The 23,355-nt window shown below is 61.5% G+C and carries 16 protein-coding genes; 9 read left to right on the forward strand and 7 right to left on the reverse strand.

Annotation, left to right across the window (positions count from 1 at the left end; translation table 11 throughout):
* Positions 1-36: 36 nt before the first annotated feature.
* From CCR96_RS19435 to CCR96_RS19460, 6 genes are all read left to right on the forward strand, one after another.
* Positions 37-1,749: a DUF262 domain-containing protein gene (locus CCR96_RS19435; protein WP_201222436.1), complete on the forward strand. Its 1,713-nt coding sequence runs from the start codon at positions 37-39 to the stop codon at positions 1,747-1,749.
* A gap of 2 nt (positions 1,750-1,751) precedes the next feature.
* Positions 1,752-4,265, forward strand: coding sequence for a BREX-1 system phosphatase PglZ type A (gene pglZ, locus CCR96_RS19440; protein ID WP_201222438.1), 2,514 nt, complete (start codon positions 1,752-1,754; stop codon positions 4,263-4,265).
* Positions 4,266-4,411: 146 nt separating this feature from the next.
* Positions 4,412-4,789, forward strand: a complete 378-nt coding sequence (locus CCR96_RS19445; RefSeq protein ID WP_201222440.1) for a GxxExxY protein — start codon at positions 4,412-4,414, stop codon at positions 4,787-4,789.
* Positions 4,790-4,913: 124 nt separating this feature from the next.
* Entirely contained in the window at positions 4,914-6,983 is a 2,070-nt protein-coding gene (gene brxL / locus CCR96_RS25365; RefSeq protein WP_201222442.1) for a BREX system Lon protease-like protein BrxL, read from the forward strand.
* A gap of 10 nt (positions 6,984-6,993) precedes the next feature.
* Positions 6,994-7,269: a hypothetical protein gene (locus CCR96_RS19455; protein WP_201222444.1), complete on the forward strand. Its 276-nt coding sequence runs from the start codon at positions 6,994-6,996 to the stop codon at positions 7,267-7,269.
* A 313-nt stretch (positions 7,270-7,582) separates the two neighbouring features.
* A complete protein-coding gene (locus CCR96_RS19460) occupies positions 7,583-8,269 on the forward strand; it encodes a potassium channel family protein (protein ID WP_201222446.1) in 687 nt (228 codons plus the stop codon).
* Between the two features lie 79 nt (positions 8,270-8,348).
* Here CCR96_RS19460 and CCR96_RS19465 read toward each other — a convergent pair whose 3' ends face one another.
* On the reverse strand, positions 8,349-9,200 hold the full coding sequence (locus CCR96_RS19465) for a ferritin-like domain-containing protein (protein WP_201222448.1): 852 nt from the start codon (positions 9,198-9,200) through the stop codon (positions 8,349-8,351).
* Positions 9,201-9,379: 179 nt separating this feature from the next.
* On the opposite strand from CCR96_RS19465, the gene CCR96_RS19470 reads away from it, so the two are divergent.
* Positions 9,380-9,640: a hypothetical protein gene (locus tag CCR96_RS19470; RefSeq protein ID WP_201222450.1), complete on the forward strand. Its 261-nt coding sequence runs from the start codon at positions 9,380-9,382 to the stop codon at positions 9,638-9,640.
* A 35-nt stretch (positions 9,641-9,675) separates the two neighbouring features.
* Here CCR96_RS19470 and tsaB read toward each other — a convergent pair whose 3' ends face one another.
* Entirely contained in the window at positions 9,676-10,467 is a 792-nt protein-coding gene (gene tsaB, locus CCR96_RS19475) for a tRNA (adenosine(37)-N6)-threonylcarbamoyltransferase complex dimerization subunit type 1 TsaB (RefSeq protein ID WP_242519221.1), read from the reverse strand.
* A gap of 135 nt (positions 10,468-10,602) precedes the next feature.
* On the opposite strand from tsaB, the gene CCR96_RS19480 reads away from it, so the two are divergent.
* Positions 10,603-14,823, forward strand: a complete 4,221-nt coding sequence (locus CCR96_RS19480; RefSeq protein ID WP_201222460.1) for a DEAD/DEAH box helicase — start codon at positions 10,603-10,605, stop codon at positions 14,821-14,823.
* Between the two features lie 176 nt (positions 14,824-14,999).
* Positions 15,000-15,767, forward strand: coding sequence for a Uma2 family endonuclease (locus CCR96_RS19485; protein ID WP_201222462.1), 768 nt, complete (start codon positions 15,000-15,002; stop codon positions 15,765-15,767).
* 59 nt (positions 15,768-15,826) lie between these two features.
* On the opposite strand, the gene CCR96_RS24775 is transcribed toward CCR96_RS19485, so the two are convergent.
* From CCR96_RS24775 to CCR96_RS19510, 5 genes are all read right to left on the reverse strand, one after another.
* Positions 15,827-17,962: a DNA repair helicase YoaA gene (locus CCR96_RS24775; protein ID WP_338035916.1), complete on the reverse strand. Its 2,136-nt coding sequence runs from the start codon at positions 17,960-17,962 to the stop codon at positions 15,827-15,829.
* A 19-nt stretch (positions 17,963-17,981) separates the two neighbouring features.
* Positions 17,982-18,914 (reverse strand): tetratricopeptide repeat protein, encoded by a 933-nt coding sequence (locus CCR96_RS19495; protein ID WP_201222464.1) that lies wholly within the window; start codon positions 18,912-18,914, stop codon positions 17,982-17,984.
* Position 18,915: 1 nt separating this feature from the next.
* The gene (mrcB, locus tag CCR96_RS19500) at positions 18,916-21,345 is read right to left on the reverse strand and encodes a penicillin-binding protein 1B (protein WP_338035917.1); all 2,430 of its coding nucleotides are present in this window, start codon (positions 21,343-21,345) and stop codon (positions 18,916-18,918) included.
* A 174-nt stretch (positions 21,346-21,519) separates the two neighbouring features.
* The gene (locus CCR96_RS19505) at positions 21,520-22,335 is read right to left on the reverse strand and encodes an ABC transporter permease (RefSeq protein ID WP_201222466.1); all 816 of its coding nucleotides are present in this window, start codon (positions 22,333-22,335) and stop codon (positions 21,520-21,522) included.
* Positions 22,332-23,258 (reverse strand): ABC transporter ATP-binding protein, encoded by a 927-nt coding sequence (locus CCR96_RS19510; RefSeq protein ID WP_201222468.1) that lies wholly within the window; start codon positions 23,256-23,258, stop codon positions 22,332-22,334. The genes CCR96_RS19505 and CCR96_RS19510 overlap by 4 nt, the downstream gene beginning before the upstream one ends.
* Positions 23,259-23,355 lie beyond the last annotated feature (97 nt).

Genomic DNA, 23,355 nt, shown 5'->3' on the forward strand with positions numbered 1-23,355 from the left:
TTCTTCCATGATGTCTTTGAGCAGCGTTGACGAGCGATGAATTTCAACACAACCAATTCAACCTTTCGGCAGCTGCTCGGCAACGGGCTAAACTACCGAGTGCCGCCTTTTCAGCGCGACTATTCATGGACCGAAGATGAATGGGACGATCTTTGGCAGGATATGACCGCGCTTTTCGAGTCTGATGGAGAGCCTGCCCATTATATGGGCTATCTTGTGCTCCAGTCATCGGATAGCAAACAATTCGATATCATTGACGGTCAGCAGCGACTTACAACGATCAGTGTCATGATCTTGGCGGGCCTTGGGCACCTCCAAGATCTGATCAATGGCAATCTCGATGCGGACAACAATGTAAAGCGTAAGCAGCAGCTGCAGAATAGCTATATTGGTTATCTGGACCCCGTCAGCTTGGTGCCCCGTTCCAAACTTGAACTCAATCGGCACAACAACCGATTCTATCAAACATACCTTGTGCCTCTAGACAAGCTACCACAACGAGGATTAAATGCCTCTGAACATCAACTGCGCAAAGCATTTAATTGGTTCAAGGACAGGATAAAGTCACGAACCGGCAACCTGGAAGAAAGTGGAAAATTGCTGACAGCCTTTGTCGAGGCGCTGGTTGATAAGCTCTTTTTTACTGTTATTACTGTAACGGATGAGCTGAACGCTTTTAAGGTCTTTGAAACTTTGAATGCACGAGGCGTCAGGCTTTCTTCCACTGATCTGCTGAAAAACTACCTATTTTCCGTCATTAGCACGCAGGAAACTCATGAATCGGAACTGCTGGCGCTTGAGGAGCGATGGGAGCGGATCGTGGGACTGCTGGGTAGCGAAAGCTTCCCTGAGTTTCTGCGCGTGTTTTGGAATAGCCGCAACAAGCTTGTGCGAAAGTCTGACTTGTTCAAGACGATACGCAGGTGCATTACAACGCGCGACGCAGCATTCGGACTCCTGAGAAACCTTGATCAATCAGCCGCTGTCTACGCGGCCCTTCGAGACCCACAAGATCCATCTTGGGGTAGCGAGGAGAGGCGTGCGCTTGAGCAACTGCTCATGTTCAATGTGCGGCAGCCGCTAGCCATGCTGTTAGCCTGTCATGGAAGGTTCTACGAGTCCGAGAGAAGCGGTTTCACGCGTATCATGAAGGCGGTTGCCGTTGTTTCGTTTCGATATAATGTGATCTGCAACCTGCAGACTCATGAGCAGGAGCGTTTATACAACGATATCGCTTGGAAAGTGTCTGCCGGAACGTACTCGCGTATGACGGACGTGATCTCTGCGTTCCGCGAGGTCTATCCGGACGACAGTCAATTCAGAGTGGCCTTCACAGAGAAGGAGCTACGCACGACAAACAGCCGGAACAAGAAGGTGGTGCGCTACATTCTGTTTGAGATTGAACGGCAGCGGTCACGAAAAAGCTTCGATTTCGAGAGCGCAACCTACAATCTTGAGCACATCCTGCCGGAGCATCCATCGGAGGCCTGGTCATACATTGATGAGCCAAAACAGGATCGGCTCATTTATCGCATCGGCAATATGACTCCCCTGGAGACCAATCGAAACCGTGACCTTAGTAATGCGGATTACCCGGTAAAACGAGAGGTCTACTCGCAAAGCGACTTTGAGATTACCCGTGCAGTTGCTGAGCACTATGATCACTGGGATGCACAGAAGATCGAGTCTCGGCAGCAGCAACTCGCAAAGATCGCGACCGGCATCTGGAAGGTCGATTTTGGAGCCTGATCATGGAATCCCGCATCGAGCAGGCGCTACGCCGACTTTTCGACAAGCACCGGATCGTCTTTTGGTACGACGCCAAGCGCGAGCTGCGCGCCGATTTCGAAGCCGTCTCGCTCGAAGGCGTCGGCAAGCTCGAGATCGCGAACAACGAGTTCGGCATCAAGCACCGCATCTTGCGTGAACAGCCGGATGAGAAGTTCCTGCTGTATCGCGATGGGCCGCAGCCGGAGGACCTCGACAACTGGCTGCTCGACGTGCAGCTGGCACAAGGGGAGTTTCGCACCGACCAAGTAGCCATCTGGCTGGCCGAGCTGGACCTGGGGCTAGAGTTTGCCGATGTCGTTCAGCAGCACCTCGAGTTCTTTCATGCCGCCAAGCGCAAAGAGGCACTGAAGAAGCTGCTCAAGCCGGACGACACGGCGGGTGTGATCCGGCTCAAGATGGTCGCGGTCTGCGCGGGTGCCGAGCCGCGCATGGACAGCATCCTGGAGAGCCTGCTGCAGGATGTGGCGGAGAACGCCGACGACCGATTTTCACTGATCACAGGGTGCGCGCTCGATGGGTTTGTCTGGACCCAGTTGACCCGGCACTACGGCTATGCGTCGCCCGAGCCCAGCATCCGAGACTTTGCGGTCACGCTGTTTAAGGATTGTTACTTCCAGCATTTCACTAGCCACGGGCCACTGACCACAGGCCACCTATCCTCCGACGCCTTGGTGTTCCTTAAACGCTGGAAGGACAGCCGCGCGCACGAAGACAGCTTCGAGAAGCTCTCCAACGAATGTGCGGGCGTGCTGGGTATCGAGGCGGACCTCAGCAAGCGTGATGTTCGCGATCTGATTGAGATCGATTACTTCGAGCTGATCGACCGCAAGATCCTCAGCGATCTGGTCAAGGCGGTGGTCGGTCGCACGGTCAGCGCCGGTGATGTGGCTTTGTGGGTGCGCCAGCGCCGGCAAGGGCACTGGTACGCCGACTATCGTGATCTCTACGACGCCATCGAGTACGCCGCCGGCTTCATCCAGCTGCTCGGCGAGGCCAACCTGGAGATGAACAGCCTGGCCGATGGGGTGCAACGCTACTGTGCCACCTGGTACCAGCTCGATCAGCGTTATCGCAAATTCATCTACCACGTGCGGAAGTCCGGCCAGTCCTCGCTCCTGGAGGCGTTGGCGGAGCAGGTCGAGAACCTGTATTCGACCGCGTATCTGCTCAAGGTGAACGATCGCTGGCAGGCGTATGTTGATGCAGTATCGACCTGGGGCATCCCCAGGCTGCGGCCGCAACGCCGGTTCTTCGAGCACTGGATACAACCCTTCTTGAGCAAAGGGGTCAAGGTCTGCGTGGTGATTTCGGACGCGCTGCGCTATGAGATCGGCGAGGAGCTGCTGACCCTGATCCGCCAAGAGGACCGCTACAGCGCGGAGCTGGAGCCGGCACTCTCGACGCTGCCCAGTTACACCCAGCTCGGCATGGCCGCACTCTTGCCCCATCGCGAGCTGACCATCACTGACAACGCCGCGGCGGCGGTGCTGGTGGATGGCCTGAGCTCTCAGGGCACGACCAATCGGGACAAGATCCTCAAGACGGCGCTGGACGGGGCGGGGGCTGCCGTGACGGCGGAGCAATTCATGGCGATGAATCGCGATGATAGCCGCGACCTGCTCAAGTCCAACACGGTCGTCTACGTCTACCACAACTGCATCGACCACACCGGAGACAAGATCCATTCGGAAGGTCAGGCGTTCGAGGCGGCCGAGCAGACGCTCCAGGAGCTGCTGCGTTTGGTGAAGAAGCTGACGGCGGCGAATGCCTCCAACATCCTGATCACGGCCGATCATGGCTTCATCTACCAACACCGGGCGATCGACGATAGCGACTTTTCGGCTGAGGAGCCTGAAGGCGACGCGATCAGCTACCGGGATCGACGCTTCGTGATCGGCAAGGGATTGCGGCAGAAGCCGGGTCTGAAGCACTTCAGCTCGCAGGCGCTGGGCCTTGCCGGTGATCTTGAAGTACAACTGTCCAAGTCGATCAACCGGCTGCGGCTGAAGGGCTCCGGTAGCCGCTTTGTGCATGGCGGTGCCTCATTGCAGGAGGTCATCATCCCGGTGCTGAAGGTGAACAAGAAGCGCCAGAGTGACGTGACGCAGGTCGAGGTGGACATCCTGCGAGGCGCCAGCTCGGTGATCACCTCCGGGCAGCTTGCCGTGGTGCTCTACCAGGCCCAGCCGGTGACGGACAAGGTCCAGCCGCGGGCACTGCGAGCCGGCATCTATACCGAAGCCGGTGAGCTGATCTCCGACAGCCATGAGCTGATCTTCGACCTGACCTCGGACAACCCGCGCGAGCGAGAGCTACAGGTGCGTTTCGTGCTGTCGCGGGCGGCGGATGCTGCCAACAGCAAGGAGGTAGTGTTGAGGCTCGAGGAGCGGCACGCGGGAACGACGCACTACAAGGAGTACAAGGCGGTGCGCTACCTGATGCGGCGGTCGTTTACCAGCGACTTTGATTTTTGACCACGGAATACACGGAAGGCACGGAAATGGTGGTTGAAATATGAAGAAGAGAGTTTTTGACTACGGAATACACGGAGGGCACGGAAATGGTGGTTGAAATATGAAGAAGAGAGTTTTTGACTACGGAATACACGGAGGACACGGAAATGGGTAAATTGAAATATGAAGAAGAGAGTTATCGGATACGAGGTGCTGTTTTTGAGGTGTACCGCGAAATGGGGTGCGGTTTTCTCGAAGCTGTTTATCAAGAGTGCTTGGAGAAAGAGTTAAGGAGAGCGAGTATCCCATATGTTGCACAGCAGGAGATTGTGCTTCATTACAAAAATGAGACATTAAAGCAAACTTATCGGCCCGACTTCATCTGTTATTCAAAAATTATTGTTGAGCTGAAAGCCGTTAAAGAACTCGGCAACGAGCATCGTGCTCAAACACTCAATTACCTAAAAGCGACTGGGCATGAGCTAGCATTGCTAGTCAATTTCGGTTACTACCCAAAGGCCGAAATAGAAAGAATCGTTCTATGAACCTTTGCGCTTATTCTGTATGTTATTAATATTCCAATTCCCAAATTTCCCACATAATTCATTTTTTCCGTGTATTCAGTGTATTCCGTGGTTAAAAATCTTCATCTTCCGTAGTTAAACTCAAGTGAATGTTCTTGATAAAAAAATAACCCAGTGGTTTCCCGGCCTCGTCGTGCGAAAGGACCTGGTCAAGGCCGTCAAGGGCAATGCCATCGTTCCATCCTACGTGCTCGAATATCTCCTTGGCCAGTACTGCGCGACCAGTGACGAGCCAACCATTCAGACCGGCATCGAGACGGTCAAGGAGATCCTGCGCAAACACTTCGTGCACCGCAACGAGGCCGGCTTGGTCCGCTCCAACATCAAGGAGAAGGGACGCTACAAGGTCATCGATAAGGTCAGTGTCGCGCTGAACGAGAAGACCGATGCCTATGAGGCCGAGTTTTCCAACCTGGGCATCAAGAAGGTGCTGGTGGACTCGGACACCGTTAAGGCGCACCCGAAACTGCTGGTCAGTGGCGTCTGGTGCATCTGCGACATCGAGTACCAGTTCACCGAGGACAATCGTGCTACGCCCTGGATGCTCTCGACCCTGAAGCCGATCCAGCTCTCGCACTTTGATTTTGACGCCTACCTGGAGGCGCGACGGCAGTTTTCGCTGGATGAGTGGATCGACCTCTTGGTTCAGAGCATGGGCTTTAACCCGGAGCTGTTCGGTCGCCGCAGCAAGCTGACCCAACTGATCCGGCTGATCCCGTTCTGCGAGCGCAACTACAACCTGATCGAGCTGGGACCCAAGGGAACCGGTAAGTCACACATCTTCTCCGAGTTCTCCCCGCACGGGATATTGATCTCCGGTGGCGAGGTGACGGTGCCGAAGCTGTTCGTCAACAACTCGACCGGCAAGATCGGGCTGGTGGGCTACTGGGACGTGGTGGCCTTTGACGAGTTTGCCGGTAAGCAGAAGCGTGCGGATAAGGCGCTGGTCGATATCCTGAAGAACTACATGGCGAACAAGTCGTTCTCCCGCGGGATCGAGACCTTGGGCGCGGAGGCGTCGATGGTATTCGTCGGCAACACCCGTCATGCCGTGCCCTACATGCTCAAGCACTCGGACCTGTTCGAGGAGCTGCCGGACAGGTTTTACGACTCAGCCTTCCTGGACCGATTGCATTGTTATGTGCCGGGCTGGGAGGTCGATATCATCCGCAACGAGATGTTCTCGAACGGCTATGGCTTTGTCGTCGACTACCTGGCCGAGATCCTGCGCTCCTTGCGCGATCACGACTTCTCAGACCGATACAAGCCGCATTTCAGCCTGTCCTCCGACATCTCGACCCGGGATCGCGACGGCATTCACAAGACCTTCTCCGGGTTGATGAAGATCCTGTTTCCGCATGACGGCGCGACCAGCGAGGAGGTCGAGGAGTTGCTGCGCTTCTCGATGGAGGGGCGAAAACGCGTCAAGGATCAGTTGATGCGCATCGATTCCACCTATGCCGCGGTGGCGTTCCACTACAGCGACGCGCAAGGCACCGAGAAGGTCGTGACCACGCTTGAGGAGGTCGAGTACCCACACCACTACCACCGAACCATTGCGGAAGCGGAACCGGATGTCGCGGGAAGGCCGGCGCTGGCAGAGCAGGGGGCAGCCGCGTCGCAGAACACACAGGACGCGGCTGGCGGCACAGACGATGCGGCTGGCCCGAAAGAAGGGCATCTGACCTTTATCGAGAACCAAAAGGGCGTGACCTACGACACGCTGTTCGGACCCTACGTTCGTGGCGCGAGCCGCATCACCGTCACCGATCCCTATATCCGGCTGTTCTATCAGGTCCGCAACTTTATGGAGTTCGTGGAAACCGTGGTTCGCCAGAAGGAGCCGGGCGAGGAGGTGTCGATCAGGCTCGTCACCGTCGAAGATGACTTCAGGGGCGAGCAGCAGCGCGACAATCTTGGCAAAATCAAGGAGGCCTGCGAGGCCATCGACATCAACTTCGACTGGGAGTTTGACCAGTCAAAATCGATCCATGCCCGCCACATCGTCACCGACACGGGCTGGAAGATCGCGCTCGACCGGGGCCTCGACATCTTCCAGCACTACGAGATGAACGAGGCCTTTGCCTTCGCGAACCGCCTGCAGCAGTTACGGCCGTGCAAGGCGTTTGAGGTGACTTATCTTCGGCAGAAATGAGCAGATGCAGATGAAAAGACGACCACTGAATGTGCTGCGGAACACCGTTCGTGCCTTCGTCGGCGCAGGAGTCGTCATGCTGCTGTTGCCAACGGCAGCACTGGCGGATCAGGACAAGACGCCCATCCCGAAGGTGGGCCACTGCCCGGTCGGGTACCGTACCAGCGGCGAGTACTGTGTGCCGCTTGAGCGCACCGACAGCGGCGACAACGACGTCATTATCAAGCTTAAGCACTGTCCGAAGGGATATCGAACCAGCGGAAACTACTGTGTCAAGCTGAAGTAGGGCGCTGTTGTCGCCCGCGCTCTTCTGCGAGGATTTCTCGGAAGAGATCGCCAGGACAGGCTCGGATTCATCGGTCGTTAGCGCTGTGTGAGAAAAGATGAGCAGTGTGGCGCAGCCGGCTATTTGGAGATACAAGCCGATATCGACGCCTACTAACGACACTAAGGTCGATAGGGAGGTGGAATCGGGTATGCTGGCGGGATATCTCTACAGCGAGCCCGTTGCCGCTGACAAGGCGGCGCAGTTGATCTTTCCGCGGACGGTCGGAGCAGATCAGTCTGGCGACGCACCGACATCAGAGTAGGTGTTCTCCATGCATCTAACAGCCCAGGGCCGACGTATTCAAGCGCCGTTCATCATGCTGTTCGCATACATGATGGTGCAGATGGCGGTACTGCCGATTTTCGAGAACAACCTCTACCTCGGCGCGATCGGAGACCTGACCTATTTTGTCTTGATCTTCTATATTCTGGTGCTGATCCAGCATGGGCGGTTGTTCTGGCTCAGCGCCGCGCTTTTTGGACTCACTGTCGTTGCCTACGGCATCCTGCTGTTGTCGCCGAACCGGCTCATGACCGTTGTCCTCGGTGTCGTCAGTGGGGCGTTCATGGTCGCGACCATCCTGTCCATCGTCTCGTATATCTTGCAACGCGACCGGATCACCTTAGACGCCGTGTTGGGCGGTCTGTGCGTCTACTTGCTGATCGGCGCGACCTTCACGGTCGTCTTCCTCAATATCGAACTGCTCGTCCCCGGCTCCTTCGACTTCGGCCCGCATGGTACTGATCTCGAGATGCTGCAACTGTATGACCTGCTGTACTTCTACAGCTTCGTCTCGCTGCTGACGATCGGCTATGGGGACATCGTCCCGATGTCGCATCTGGCGCAGACGCTGACGGTGCTCGAAGGCATGATCGGCCAGTTCTATATCGTGTTCTGCGTCGCCGTCTTGGTCGGGATGTACCTGTCCGAGCGTCATACTGAGAGCAGGGGGGCGTGAACGCGGACACCCGAGTCAGCGTGAATCGGTGGCCGATCGTCAGCTTCGCCGGGCGAGGTTGGGCTTTTATGAGCGGCCGTCATGTCAGCTGGCTTTGTGCTGGCCGTCGCCCACCGGCACACAATCCCTCAAGGTCATCGAGTTCGGCGCCATCAAAGCCGGCCCTCAAGCGGTCTGCGCGATTCAGCGGACAGCGAACCTGGCCGTGCAGATGAAGCCGGATCATCGCTAGGGAGGTTGCACGCGGCTCCAGGCCTCGCTCTTGACAGAGGTGATGAAACCACCGGCTGCCAATCGCGACATGGCCGACTTCGTCGCGCAGAATGATCTCGAGCCGATCCGCGGTGTCATGATCCCCGCTCTGGCGCAGCCGCTCGATCATCCCCGGTGTGACGTCGAGTCCGCGTGCCTCCAGCACCCGTGGCACGAGCGCCATGCGTTCGAGGACATCGCCCGCCGTGCGGTGTGCCATGTCCCAGAGACCATCGTGGGCGGGGAGGTCGCCATAGTCGTAGCCTAAGGCTTGGAGCCGATCGCGCATCAAGACGAAATGTTCGGCCTCCTCGGCGGCGACCTTCACCCAGTCGGCTTGGTAGGCCGTTGGCATCTGTGTGAAGCGCTGCACCGCGTCCCAAGCGAGGTTGATGGCGTTGAACTCGATGTGGGCGACGGCGTGGACCAGTGAGGCCAGTCCGGCTGGGTTGTTGAGCTTGCGTTTAGGGAGTTCGCGGGCTGAGACCAGCCGTGGTCGGGCAGGGCGACCCGAGGTTTGCAGGGGATGCCAATCGGCCGGCGCTCCGGGTGCGATCTCCCCAGCTGCCCAACGCGCCGAAACCTGGCGCGTCAGTGCGACCTTGGTATCGGGTTCGGTTGCGGCCAGACAAGCAGCGGCGGCGCTGACAAGCGTTTGTTTTGCTGTTTGGTTAGTCAAGATACAGTTGTTTTGTTTTTGAACAGGCTATATGCTTTTCAGAACAAGACGACCAGGATGGTTGATTTCCAATCTGGGCTCGTGGTTGTCGTCGTCAGCCGAGAGTTCGGCTATGCTTATCAAGTATTCGACCAAAAACTTAAAAACAGGTCGCGTTTGTGCGCCCGAGGATGGTTGTGATGAAACTGTGCAAGACGTGTTTTTCGTCGATGTGGCCGTTCGTGCTCATGACTGTAATCGCTGGGATCACCGGATTTGTCACTTGGCTGACACTTGGCCTGTCACAGCCGGAGCCCGAGACGCGAATTGCGATTGGCCTGATCGTGTTTGTCGCGGTCGAGGTAACCTTGATCCACTATGTTGTGAGCTGTATGCGTCGCCACTGCCGCCATCACGCCCCGAAGATGGGCCGCGGCCACCACCTGAGCCCGGAAGCCTGAGGCTCTCTTGGGTTCTAAGCCCGGCTCGCCCAGACCTAGCTTGATTCAGCGGGCTTCGGTCGAACGTCGGTGACCCGATTCCGAAGGTAGACCGGAAGCGCCTGATCCGGCCGCTGCGCGTTCTGTGCGGTGGCGCGGGCTAGCCAGGCGATATCTTCGGCCTGTGGGCCACTGTCTGCGAGCAGGCGTACTCGCGTTGGCTCTGACTCAGGGTCAGGGTCAGGGTCAGGATTAGCATCACTCATAAGCGACGCTTGATGGCGTTCGGCGAGGGTTGGATAGGCTTCCCAGCCGCTTCCGGCGCCACACCAACCCGAGCCATCCAGGGCGGGCGTGCGATCGGGTGTAACGACCGATTCCAGATCGAGGAGCCTGGTCTGATCATTGTCGTCGATCCGGTAACATCCCCAATAGACCTCACCCATGCGGGCGTCGAGTGCGCAGGCGATCTTGCGTTGTCCGGTCTGCCGGTAAGCGGCGCGAGCGGTGGCGGCAAGGGTTGAGACGCCAATCACCGGTCGATTGGCGCCAAAGGCGATACCCTGTGCGACCGCGGTGGCAATACGCACGCCGGTGAACGAGCCCGGGCCGCGGCCGTAGGCGATCGCGTCCAGCGCTGAAAGGGGCAGATGTGCTTCCTGTAGCAGCGCTTCTAGCATCCCGAGGATCAGATCGGCGTGCCGTCGTGGCGCAGTCTCGCAGCGTTGCTCAAGCTGGTCGTCGATCAGCAAGGCGGCTGAGCAGTCGTTGCCTGAGGTTTCTAGGGCCAGGATCTTCATATCGGAATGTGGCGGCCAAGTGGACGTTGGACGTGCAGACTGTACCATGGGGGACTTTCCCCAGCTCAAGATCCCGTCAGTGCACGAACCGAAGGATATGCTCGCGATCCGCATCTTAGACCAAACTCGCTGCCGCCGGTCCGCCGAGCTAACCTTGCCAGCCCGCACCCGCGAGCGTCGAGCATGAGCGATCGCCGCGCCGCCTATCAGTCGTTGATCGCCGACGAGCGCCGAATCCTGCGCGTGCTCTCGGTGGTCTGCGAGCCGATTAGTCAGACGACACTTGGCGGGGTGTTGGATGCGCTAGGCTGGAAGAACCGGCGCGGCGCTCCGCTCAAGGAGCGTCTTGGCAAGCTGTGGCGCGATCGCATGCTCAATGCAGGCCTGATGGAGCAGCGACGCAACTTGCTGGTCTGCCATCCTGACCTGCTCGAGCCGCTGACCCGCGAGACCCTCACCGATGGCAACTTCGAGGCCATCGTCAGTGCGGCTGAGCAGGTGGTGCCGGTGGCGATGCGCAACGCCTGGGATCGGCCTAGCGATGAACGACGTTTTCGGCAGCTGCGTATTGCCGTTTACGCTGGGCGTGAGGATGAGGTCCTGAAGATGCTCTCGTTGCAGGGCGTCGAGTCGTTTGCTCAGGTGCGTTATCGGCAGGTCGAGCTGCTTGCCCGCATCTGCACGCGTTCTGCTGATCCGGCCTGGCTCGAGACCTTGCCCGCGCGGCTGAAGGTGCTGGCGCTGGCGCCGATGCTGCGCGAGGCAGCCCTTGATCTCAACGCCAAGCCAAGCTCGTACCGGCTGATGGAACGCCTGCTCGCGCCGCTGGTGCCAAGCTGCCCGGATGCTGCTGATGCGCTCGCCGAACAGCGTCTGCTCCGGGGTCAGCTCGATCAGGTTGCGGAGCTGTTGACCGGACGCGAGCATCCGCAGGCGCTGATCCTGACCGGCTGGCTGTCGATGCTGCAGGGCGCCTATCCGGCGGCCATCGAGGCTTTCGAGGCAGCGCTGCAATGGCAACGTCGGCGTACCCGCAAGCGCAATCTCTATGTCCCTGGTATCCCTGGCGTCTTGCATCTGCTGGCGTTGTTGCAGCGTGGCGAACCCGCTGATCTGGAGTATGTCCGGCAGCAGGTGGCCATCTGTCTGAAGGCGAGCGTCACCGACCTGCTCGAGCCGGTGTTCCGGCTGATCGATGATCTCGCGGCCGTGCTCGCTGGGCAGACGCGCGTCGCCGAGAGCGCCTGGCTGCTGCAGAGCCTGGCCCCACGTGGCGCCTTCCCGGCACTGTTTCAGGCGCTCTGTTTGCACTGGCTTGGCAAGCGGCCCTCTGCGGAGAGTCTGATCGCGCTCCGCCACAGCGCCGCGGAGGCGGCCCGGGCGGGGCTTGATTGGTATGCGCGTGAGGCGGTGGTCTTGCTCCAGCGGTTTGGCGTCGAGGATGAGCTGCCTGCGTTGGCGGAGCCTCCGAGCAGCCAGGTGCTGCTGACCGATCTGCTGGCACCTAAGCCGACCTGGGAGATTGCGCTCGAGGCGCTCAAGGGCCTGGCAGCACAGCGCGACACGGGTGCTGATCGGGTCGGGCAGCGGCAGGATGCGAACCGCCGCATGGCTTGGCTTCTGACCCTGTATGGCGGCGGCATTGCCCAGCTCGAGCCGCGGGAGCAAAAGCGGACCAAGCGTGGTGGCTGGACCCAGGGCCGCGCGGTCTCGCTACAACGTCTGGCCGAGGAGCCGGAGCGTTTCCCGTATCTGACGCCAAAGGATCGGGCGATTTGCGAGGCGATCACATGCGAGCAGCAGGTCGGTTGGTCCGGTGGCTATGGACGCAGCAGCTATAATATGGATCTCGATCGGGCGCTGTTGGCCGCGATTGGCCATCCGCTGGTGTTCCGGCCCGATGCGCCGGAGGTGCCGGTCGAGCTGATCCGTGGCGCCCCGGCGCTGAGCGTGATCCGTCGTGACCAGGACATCCTCGTCAGCCTTGAGCCCTTTCCGCCGGACGGTCGCTCATTGCTGCCGGTGCAGGAGACCCCGCAGCGACTGCGGGTGATCCAGTTTGATGCCGGTCATCGCGAGATCGCGCGCATCCTTGGGTCTGAAGGCCTGGCGATCCCGCGCGCTGGCGAAAAGGCGTTGTTGGACAGTCTCACCGCGGTCGCGCCGATGCTTCCCGTGCACTCGGATATCGGCGGCGGAGACGGCCAGGCGGAGGCGATTCAGGCCGATCTCCGCCCGCACATGCATTTAATGCCCTGCGATGAGGGGCTAAGGCTGGATCTTTTCATCCATCCGTTCGGTGACATCGGTCCACAGCTGCGGCCAGGCGCTGGCCGCGCGATCCTGTTCACTGAACACGAGGGACGGCCACTGCGCTGCACCCGCGATCTGTCGGCAGAGAAAGCGGCGGCTCAGACTGTCATTGCGGCCTGTCCAGTGTTGCGCTCAGCGCTCGATCCGGCCCTCGATGCGATGCTGGATGCGGGTCTGGCGCTGGACCCTGAGTTCGGGCCAGACTGGGACGACGCGCAGGACTGGACCTGGACTCTGCCCGATCCCGCAGAGGCGCTGGCGGCGCTCGAGCAACTGCATGCGCTGGGCGATCAGGTGCAGCTGGATTGGCCGCAGGGGCGGCGCATCGCGTTGAGTGAAGAGATCGGGCTGAGCCGCCTGCAGGTGAAGGTCCGACAGAAGAACGACTGGTTCGATGTCGCCGGCGGGCTGCAGCTCGATGACGGTCGGGTGCTGGCGATGCGCGAGCTGATCGAGCGCGTTGCATCGGCGCAGGGCCGCTACGTGCGGCTTGGCGAGGGCGATTTCCTGGTTCTGAGCAGCGCCTTGCGACGGCGCTTGCAAGGGCTCGCGAGCCTAGTCGATGACGGCCGTTTCCATCCGCTGGCGGCGCCGGCGGTGCATGAGTTGATCGACGGCATGCAGGTCGAGGCCAGTCAGGAGTGGCTCGGTCTGCTCGATCGCTTGGCGCAGATCGAGGCCTTCGAGCCGGAGCTGCCATCGACCCTGCAGGCCGAGCTACGCGACTATCAGCATGAAGGCTTCCGTTGGCTGGCACGGCTGGCGCATTGGGGCGCCGGCGCTTGCTTGGCCGACGATATGGGGCTGGGCAAGACCATTCAGGCATTGGCCTTGATTCTGACCCGGGCGCCGCGGGGTCCGACCCTGGTGCTGGCGCCCACCTCGGTCTGCGGTAACTGGCTCAACGAGGCCGAGCGTTTTGCGCCAACCTTAAGCCCGCTGCGCTTCGGAGACGGCGACCGCGGTGCCATGCTGGAGGCGGCAGGCCCGTTTGATTTGGTGGTCTGCAGCTACGGACTGCTGCAGACTGAGCGTGAGCGCCTCAGCCAGGTCGAATGGCAGACCATCGTCGCCGACGAGGCGCAGGCGTTCAAGAACGCGATGACCAAGCGCTCGCAGGCCATCATGGCGCTCAAGGGTGGTTTTCGCATGATCACCACCGGCACCCCGATCGAGAATCATCTCGGCGAGCTGTGGAACCTGTTCCGGTTCATCAATCCGGGCCTGTTGGGTTCGATGCAGCGCTTCAACCAGCGCTTCGCGACCCCGATCGAGCAAGACAAGGATCAGGGCGCGCGACAGCGACTGCGGCAGTTGCTCAAGCCCTTCATCCTGCGGCGCCTGAAGACCGATGTGCTGGCTGAGCTGCCGCCGCGCACCGAGATCAACCTGCAGCTCGAGCTCAGCGCTGGCGAGATGGCGCTCTACGAGGCGCTGCGGCGCGAGGCCATGGAGCGCCTGGATAGCGAGGGCAACAAGGCCGGACCGGGCCACAAGCGCTTGCTGCTGCTGGCCGAGATCATGCGTCTGCGGCGCGTCTGTTGCCATCCGCGTCTCGCGCTGCCGGAGACCGAGCTGCCGAGTGCCAAGCTCGAGGCCTTTGCCGAGATCGTCGACGAACTCTTGGATAACCGCCACAAGGCGCTGGTGTTCAGCCAGTTCGTCGATCATCTGAGCCTGATCCGAGAACATCTCGATCGGCGCCAGATCCGCTATCAGTATCTCGACGGATCGACCCCGGAGGCGCAGCGGCGCGCGGCGGTGGATGCCTTCCAGGCCGGCGAGGGCGATCTGTTCCTGATCAGCCTGCGTGCCGGCGGTGCCGGTTTGAATCTCACCGCGGCTGACTATGTGATTCACATGGACCCCTGGTGGAATCCCGCGGTCGAGGATCAGGCCTCGGATCGTGCCCACCGCATCGGTCAGGAGCGGCCGGTGACGGTTTATCGGCTTGTGGCCAAAGACACCATCGAGGAGCGTATCCTCAAACTGCACGCGAGCAAGCGTGATCTGGCCGATGGTCTGCTCAGTGGCGCCGATGATGGTGGCAAACTGAGCTATGAGCAGATGCTGGCATTGGTGCAGGGTTGAATCTCTCCGTTAGCACAGCGCGCTGGGCGTTGTCGGCATCGCCCATCGGGTGGATGTCCGGGGGCGATCGAGTCGATCCTGTCGCGCTAAAGCTCACTGGATCAGGATCGGTTATCCTGCTTGTCCTCAGTGCTCGCCACTCGAAACGCATGTTTGCCACCCTGCCGGAGTCGCCGATGTCTTCGCTAGCCCAGCCCGTCCGCGAATCCTATCCGTCCTCGCCCGCCGAGATCGCGCGCGCGCGGCTGTGTCGGCAGCCCTTTCCGCCTGAGGCCACGATTGGCATCCCCTATTACGACGACGAATTCGACATGGCGCAATCGACGGCTCACTCCGCCATGATCCGCGACCTGGGAGCATTTTTGGATCAGCTCGCCGACTGGACTGGTTTGCGGGTGTTGAGCGACAACCCGATTTGGTACTGGGTCCAGGAGGACGACAAGCAGCGCATTCTCTATCCGGACTACGCGCTGGCGGACACCACTGACCCGGAGCGGGCGTTGGCCACGGATCTGCGGCTGGCGCTGGAGGTGGTGAGCACCGAGCGCGCGGAGAAGGAGCGCAAGGACAGCGAGCGGATGCGCGACCGCAATGCCACCAACGGCGTTCCGGAATTCGGACTGCTCTATCCGGAGTTGAAGGACCCGCGCGCGCTGCGTTGGTTTAGGCTCGATGCGGACGCCAGCCGCTATCGGGAGGCGACACTGCGCGCGGATCGGCGCTTTCGCAGTCAGGCCGTGCCGGGTCTAGAGCTGGAGGTGCTGGAGCCGGATCTGTGGCGGCTGGGTCGAAAGGTACGGCTCTGGTATCAGGGCCAACGGATTCCGTGCGCTCGGGAGGAGGGGCGCCGGGCCGAGGATGAGGCACGCCGGGCCGATGCGGCCGAGGCCGAAAACGCCCGTCTGCGGGCACTGCTGCGCCAGGCCGGGCTGGCGCAGGACTGATCACCCGTCGGATTGATTATCCCAATCCCCTGTTTTTCGGCTTGTGCTGAGCCGCTGCGTCAGGGTGACGGGGTAAAGAAGGCCTCCAGCTCCGTCAGATCATCGGTGCGCCGCATCGGCGGCAGGCTGTTGAGAAAGATTCGGCCATAACCGCGGCTGTTCAGGCGCGGGTCGCAAACCACCAGCACGCCACGATCTTGGTGGTCGCGGATCAACCGGCCGGCGCCCTGTTTAAGGGCGATGACGGCTTGCGGGAGCTGAAAATCCCGGAACGGATTGCCGCCTTGGCGCTTCAGCGCATCAGCACGCGCCTGCAGGATCGGATCGGCCGGGGAGCTGAACGGCAGTTTGTCGATGATCACGCAGGAGAGCGCCTCGCCGCGCACATCGACGCCTTCCCAAAAGCTCGAGGTGCCGAGCAGCACGGCATTGCCGAGCTGGCGAAAGCGCTCGATCAGCTCTGCCCGTGGCGCATGGCCTTGGACCAGCAAAGGGTAACTGATGCGGGATTCGAGCTGGGCGGCGGCCTGGCGCAAGGCGCGGTGGCTGGTGAAGAGTAGAAAGGCGCGGCCTTGGCTGAGTCTGATGACCTCGTGGGCGATCTCGATCACCCGCGTCGTGTAGCCGCTCTGGGATGGCTCTGGCATGCCTGAGGGGCAATAGAGCAGGGCCTGCTGGGCGTAATCAAAGGGGCTGTCCCATTGCGCGGTCTCGGCATCCTCGCAGCCGACGCGGCCGGCGAAATGGGCAAATGAGCGGCCAACCGCAAGCGTTGCCGAGGTGAAGACCCAGGCCGCTTGGTGCCGATGGCGCTGCTCGCGGAACACCTCCGAGACATCAAGCGGCGTCTGATGGAAGCGGAAGCTTCGCCCCTGGAGGTCAAACCAGCGCACGCGGGTTGGTTCGCTGCCACGCTCGCCACCGGGCTGAACAGCGCCATGCGCGCCGATCTGGTCTCGGCTGGCATCAGGCGCGGACGCTTGGTGCTCAGGATCGCGCTCGTACCTGAGTGGCTCAGCGGGGTGATTGTCGCGCCCGTATCCGGGCTGATCTTCAGGCCCTTGCTGAGTCTCAGGCGTTGGCTCATCGGCGAGCAGCAGCTCCAGCCGGGCGCGCATCGCCGTCACCCGCGCGGCCGCCTGCTCCAGACCGCGCGAGCGATCGGCAATCGGCTCTAGGGTGCTGGCGAGCGCGTCCAGTGCCTCCGTGAGACCATCGAGCGCCATTTGGACGCCTTGGGCCTCGGCGATCTGTTGCCAAGGGCCGCGGCGGTCTTCATAGCCAAGGTCTTGGCTCAGGCTGAGGCGTAGCTCGGCGACGGCCTGTTGCAGTGCGTCGCAGGCGAGCGGCAGGTCTGGCACGTCGCCGGCATCGCGCCGATCGCAAGCAGCGACATCGCGTGCTAGCTCGATCAGCTGGCGCGCGCTGATCGAGACGCCGAAGAAGCTGGCGGCGACCTCGGGCAGTTGATGCGCCTCGTCGATGATGAAGACATCGGCGGCGGGCAAGACCTCGCCAAAGCCTTCGTCGCGCAGCGCCAGATCGGCGCAGAGTAGATGATGGTTGACGACGACGATCTCGGCCGCCTGCGCGCGGCGGCGGGCCTCGAGCAGATGGCAATCGTTGAAGACCGGACAGCCTTGGCCAAGGCAGTTATCGGCGGTGGAAGTGACCGCGGGCCAGACCGGATCGTTTTCCGGGATTGGCAGCTCGGCGATGTCGCCTTGCAGGGTATGACTGCTCCAGTCGCGCACCTGTTGTAGGTGCGCTCTGACCTCGGGTCGATGCCGCGTTGGCTCCTCGAAGGCGAGCTCGAGCCGATAGCGACAGAGATAGTTGGCGCGTCCCTTCAGCAGTGCGATCTCGATCGGCGCGCCAAGCGCGGCGCGGATCAACGGGATGTCACGCTGAAACAGTTGATCTTGGAGGTTGCGGGTGCCGGTGGAGATGACCGCCTTGCGCCCACTCAACAGCGCTGGCACCAGGTAAGCGAAGGTCTTGCCGGTGCCGGTGCCGGCTTCGCAGATCAGGGCACCGCCGCGCCCGATGATGTCGGCCACACGCTGCGCCATGTCCTGCTGTTGCGGGCGCGGATGAAACTGCTGCAGCCGCTCGGCGAGCGGCCCATCGGCCGCCAGCGCCAGGTGCACGGCCTGCTGAATCGGGTTCGCGGGGGTTGATGGGGTTTGATCCACAGGCTCCGATCGCTGCGCATTAGCCGCCGGCAGCCTTACGCTCGGCCTCCACCGCCCCCTCGATGTCGCCGGATTGGCGGCGGGCGGTCGCGATGATCTCCCAATTGTTGGTCTTCAGGGCCGGTGCGTCGCCGGTCAGCGCGTTCGAGCGGGAAGCCAGCTTGGCCGCCGAATCGCTCATCCCTTGTTCCAGCCTGACCCGCGCGAGCCGATTCCACAGGTAGGCCTCTTGCGGTTGGATGCGCAGCGCGCGCTCTAGGGTAGCGGCCGCGCCGCCGGCATCGCCAGACTGGCGCTGCTGCTCGGCGCGCTGGGCGAGGGAGGCGACGGCGGGTGGCATGTCGTTCGGTGCAAGACCGCCTGCGGGCGCCGCGCTGGCGACCTCAGGTGCCGGTGGGGCGGCCGCTGGCGGGGTGGCTGCCGCGGGCTCAGGTGTCGCCGGGGGAGTGGACTCTTGGGGCGGTGTCGGTGGCGTGTCGGCGCTGGCCTGAGCCGTTTGCGATGGCGTTGAGCTTGGTTGTGCCGTCTCGGCTGGCGGACGGCTGGCTGGACTCGGCGTTGCCGGTGTTCGGTCTACGCTGGTGGTCTGCGTCTGCCGCGTCTGCTGCGTCCGCGTTTGAGTGGCTGGCTTCTGGGCCGCTGGCGTCGGTGCGGCAGCAGCCGATGGCGCAGCAGCCGATGTCGCAGCAGCTGATGGCGCCGAGCTGCTGCTGGGCGGCGCTGGCTCAGTAGGGGTGTCGCTGATCGATTCAGGTGGCGTATAGGCGTAGACCCGGGTCGGTTCTGGTGCTGGCGGCGCTGGTGGTTTTACTTCGGCTGGAGGTGTGTCGACAACGGGCTTGGGCGCCTCTTGCACGGCGACGATGGGTGCCGGTGGTCCGCTGCGCTCCATCGAGGTACAGGCGGTGAGCAGAAGCGGTAAGAGCATCAGCAGGATCAGGTGCTTGTACATATCAGTTGCCGTAAAAATCGCTCATGAAAGGGCTGTTCTGAGGCCGCTCATTGCGCTCGCGGCGTGGCGGTTGCGGATCGGGCGTGTTCGCAGGCGAGCCTTGGGCCAGCTTCGGTTCGTCATTGTCATTGGCCGCGGGTTCTGACCTTGAGCGGCCGCCGCCGCCACCACCGCCGCCACAGGCCGCGCTGCCGCCGGTATGGCCACGGCTAAAGGGGATGTTGCTGCTTCCGCAAGCGCTGGCGATCTCGATCGTGTCGGGGAAAGCGTCGCTCAGCGGCTCGCTGCCAATCTCGGCCATGATGTCACCCCAGACCCGCAACGCACCGCTCGAGCCACTCAGGCCCATCGGTTTGTTGTCATCACGTCCGACCCAGACCACCAGCACGCGGTCGGCGCTGAAGCCGGCGAACCAGCTGTCGCGCATGTCATTCGTGGTTCCGGTCTTGCCGGCGACAGTCATTCCATCCGGTAGGCGTTGCTTGAGCCAGGTCGCGGTGCCTTGCTCGACCACCTGACGCATGGCCCATTGGGTGAGATAGGCGGCATCGCTGCTGACCACCGGCTCGACCGCGAGCGGATAGCGGTTGAGTGGCTGGCCGGAGGCGTCGAGCACCTCGCGAATGGCGCGCAATGGGGCGCGAAAGCCACCGGCGGCGATGGTCTGATAGACCTGGGCGAGTTCGATCGGTGGCAGTGAGGCCGAGCCGAGCAGCATCGCCGGTACCTCGCTGACCGGGCGCACCGCACCGAGCTTCCGCAGTGTTTTGGCGACCTCGCCGACACCAACCTGGAGGCCGAGGTTGACGGTCGCGAGGTTGTAGGACTTGGCTAGTGCTTTGTACAGCGGCACCGTGCCATGCACTCGATGATCGTAGTTTTTCGGCGTCCACAGCTCGCCGCCGGCGCGCAGGCTGATCGGTTTGTCGGCGATCGGGCTGACCAGCGAGAAGCGTTCGGGCTGCGCCAATGCGGTCAGATAGATCACCGGCTTGATCGCCGAGCCGATCGAGCGGACGGCGTCGAGGGCGCGATTGAAACCCGCATACTCGGTGTCGCGGCCGCCGACGATCGCCAGCACTTCTCCTTGAGCGACCGAGGTGACCACCGCTGCGGTCTCGAGCGTGCCGGGTGCATATCCGCGCTGCTTATCAAGCTGCGGCATGCGCTCGTCGATGGCGGCCTCGGTCTGGCTCTGGATCAATGGGTCCAGGGTGGTAAAGATGCGCAGCCCCTCGGAGCGCAGGTCCGCTTCACGATAGTCGCGCTGGAGCTGGCGGCGCACGAGTTGTACGAAGGCGGGGTACACGCCGGACGGCTTGGCACCGCCGTCCTTGATGCCGAGCGGGCTGTTCTTGGCCGCCTCAGCTTGGTCAGCGGTGATGATCTGGTGGAAGGCCATGACGTCGATGACCAGGTTGCGACGCGCGGTTGCCTGCTCCGGGTTGCGGCGTGGGTTGTATTCACCCGGGCCTTTCAGGATGCCGACCAGTAGCGCGATCTGCGGCACCGTCAGTTCATCGATGTCGCGGTCGAAATAGAACCGACTCGCGAGACCAAAGCCGTGGATTGCGCGACTGCCATCCTGACCGAGATAGACCTCATTGGCATAAGTAGTCAGGATCTCGTCCTTCGAGTAGCGCTGGTCTAGCAGCACGGCCATGTAGGCCTCTTTGGCCTTGCGCTCGAGGGTCTGCTCTTGGGTGAGATAGAAATTCTTCACCAGCTGCTGCGTCAGCGTACTGGCGCCCTGCACCGTGCGGCCCGCCATCAGGTTCTCGTAGGCGGCGCGGATGATGCCCCTTGGGTCGATCCCCTGGTGCTTGTAGAAGCTCCGGTCCTCGACCGCGAGCAAGGTCTTGATCAGCAGCGGTGGCAGCTGCTTGCGCTGCAGCAGAACCCGGTCTTCGTTGTGGGTCGGATAGATGCTGGCGATGAGGGCGGGGTCGAGCCGGACCAGGGCCAGGTCGCGGCCGTTAGCGCCAGAGCGCATGTCGGTGACCACCCCATCGGCGATGCGAATCTCGACCCGCTGTTCCGGCTCAGAGCCGTCCCAGAATCGGAACGGGCGGGTGCGAATCAGGACCCGATCGCCTTCGGCCTGGAAGCTACCGGCGCGCTCGAGGCCGGCGCTGCGTCGATACTTGAGTCGTTCGAGCTCACCGATGAGGGCATCTTGGGTGATGGGGCGGCCAACATAGAGTTCGAGCGGTCGCGCGAAGACGCGCGCGGGAAGTGCCCAGCGTTGGCCCTCGAACTTCTCGCGGACTACCTTGTCGAGCTGGACCCCGTACAGCCCGAGGCCTAAGGCGCCGATGAGGGCTAACAGTAGGACAGAACTGAAGAAAAAGGCCCAGAGTCCGAGCCCACGGCGACGCCGGCGTGGTGGCCTGCGTTTGGGCGAAGGAGCGGTGATTTTGGCTTTGGCCACTCGGCGTGTTTCCTGAAGGGGGCGGTTCGGTGTGCCTGCTGCACCGTCACGGCCGGGCTGAGACCCGTCTCGGCGGTGCAGTGTGTTTCAGCAGGCGAAATCAGAAGTTAATCATCCCATTGCGGGCATCGGGTCACAAGCAGGGATCGTCTGATCTAGACGCGAGCCGCGGCCTCACTGCTTGATGCCAATGCCTCGTCGCAACAGGCTCAGGCTGTAGTAGCCGAGGGCCGCGATGAAGATGGCGATGATGAGGAAGGCTAAGCCGAGCGGGATATCGCTGACGCCGAGTAGGCCATAGCGAAAGGCGTTGATCATGTACAGGATCGGGTTCGCAAGAGAGAGGGTTTGCCAGGGCTGCGGCAGCAGCTCGATCGAGTAGAAGACACCGCCGAGATAGGTGAGTGGCGCCAGCACGAAGGTTGGTACGATCGAGATATCGTCGAAGCTGTTGGCATAGATGGCGTTGATGAAGCCACCGAGCGAGAACAGGATGGCGGTGAGCAGCAGGATCAAAAAGGTCACGCCGAGATTGTGGATGCTGAAGCGGGTAAAGAAGGCGGCCACGATCAAGACCACGCTGCCGACGGCGAGGCCGCGGGCAACGCCGCCGGCCACGTATCCAGCGAGGATGACCCAGTTTGGCGCCGGCGAGACCAGTAATTCCTCGATGTAGCGCGAGAATTTGCTGCTGTAGAACGAGGAGACGACGTTGCTGTACGCATTGGTGATCACCGCCATCAGCACTAGCCCGGGGACGATGAAATCGATGTAGGCGAGACCTTCCATGGGGCCGATACGATCGCCGATCAGGCGGCCGAAGATGACGAAATAGAGCGTGGTGGTGATCGCCGAGGGCAGGATGGTCTGGATCCAGATGCGCGAGAAGCGCGTCACCTCCTTGCTGAACAGGGTGGTGAAGGTGATCTGATAGCGACGCCAGCGGTTGGCGTCGATCAGCGGTCCTTTGTTTGCGGCGTTGATGTTCATGGGGTTGCTCCTCGGCCCGCCTCGACCCGATCGAGAAACAGCTTTTCCAGCCGGTTCTGCTTATTGCGTAGGCTTAATACCTCGATGCCATTGCGCGAAAGCGCCTCGAACAGCCCGTTGATGGTGTGCTCGCGGCTGATCTGCACCTCGAGTGTGCTCTCGTCGATGTGCTCGAGCACGAAGCCACCGAGCGACGGCAGCTGGCAGACGCGTCCCTTGAGGTTCAGCACGAAGGTTTCGGTGTCGAGTTCACTGAGTAAGGTGGCGATATCGGTACGCGACTGGATGCGTCCATGGTCGATGATGGCGATGTTGCGGCAGAGGCTTTCGGCCTCTTCCAGATAATGCGTGGTGAGGATAATGGTGGTGCCTTCGGCGTTGATCTCGCGCATGAAGCCCCACATGGTGCGGCGAATCTCGATATCGACGCCCGCGGTGGGCTCATCGAGGATCACCAGGCGCGGGCGGTGCACCAGTGCTCGCGCAATCATCAAACGCCGTTTCATGCCGCCGGAGAGTCGGCGCATCTCGGTCTCACGCCGGTCCCAGAGATCGAGCTTGCGCAGCAGCATCTCGGCCCGGCCGCGGGCCTCTTTGCGCGGTACCCCGAAGTACCCGGCCTGGTTCAGCACGACTTCGATCGCGGGCAGGAACAGGTTAAAATTGAACTCTTGCGGGACCACGCCGATGTTCGCACGCACCGCCTCTGGCTCGCGATCCAGATCGTGGCCGAAGACCTCGACGCGACCGCCGCTCTTACGCACCAGCGAGGTGACGATGCCGATCAGCGTCGATTTGCCAGCACCGTTCGGGCCAAGCAGGGCGAAGAAATCGCCTGCCTCGACCTGGAGATCGACAGCGTTGAGGGCCTGGAGGCCGTTGGCATAGGTCTTACTGAGCTGGTGGACGCTGAGTGCGAGCATACGAGATGGGAACGGCGTGAAAAACCCACTACGCTAGCACGTTCAGCTCGGCTGTTGGCAACTGATGCCTCGCTCGCGTCGGGCAAGCTTCGGTTTG

The organism is Halochromatium roseum (assembly GCF_016653315.1).
GTDB lineage: Bacteria > Pseudomonadota > Gammaproteobacteria > Chromatiales > Chromatiaceae > Lamprobacter > Lamprobacter roseus.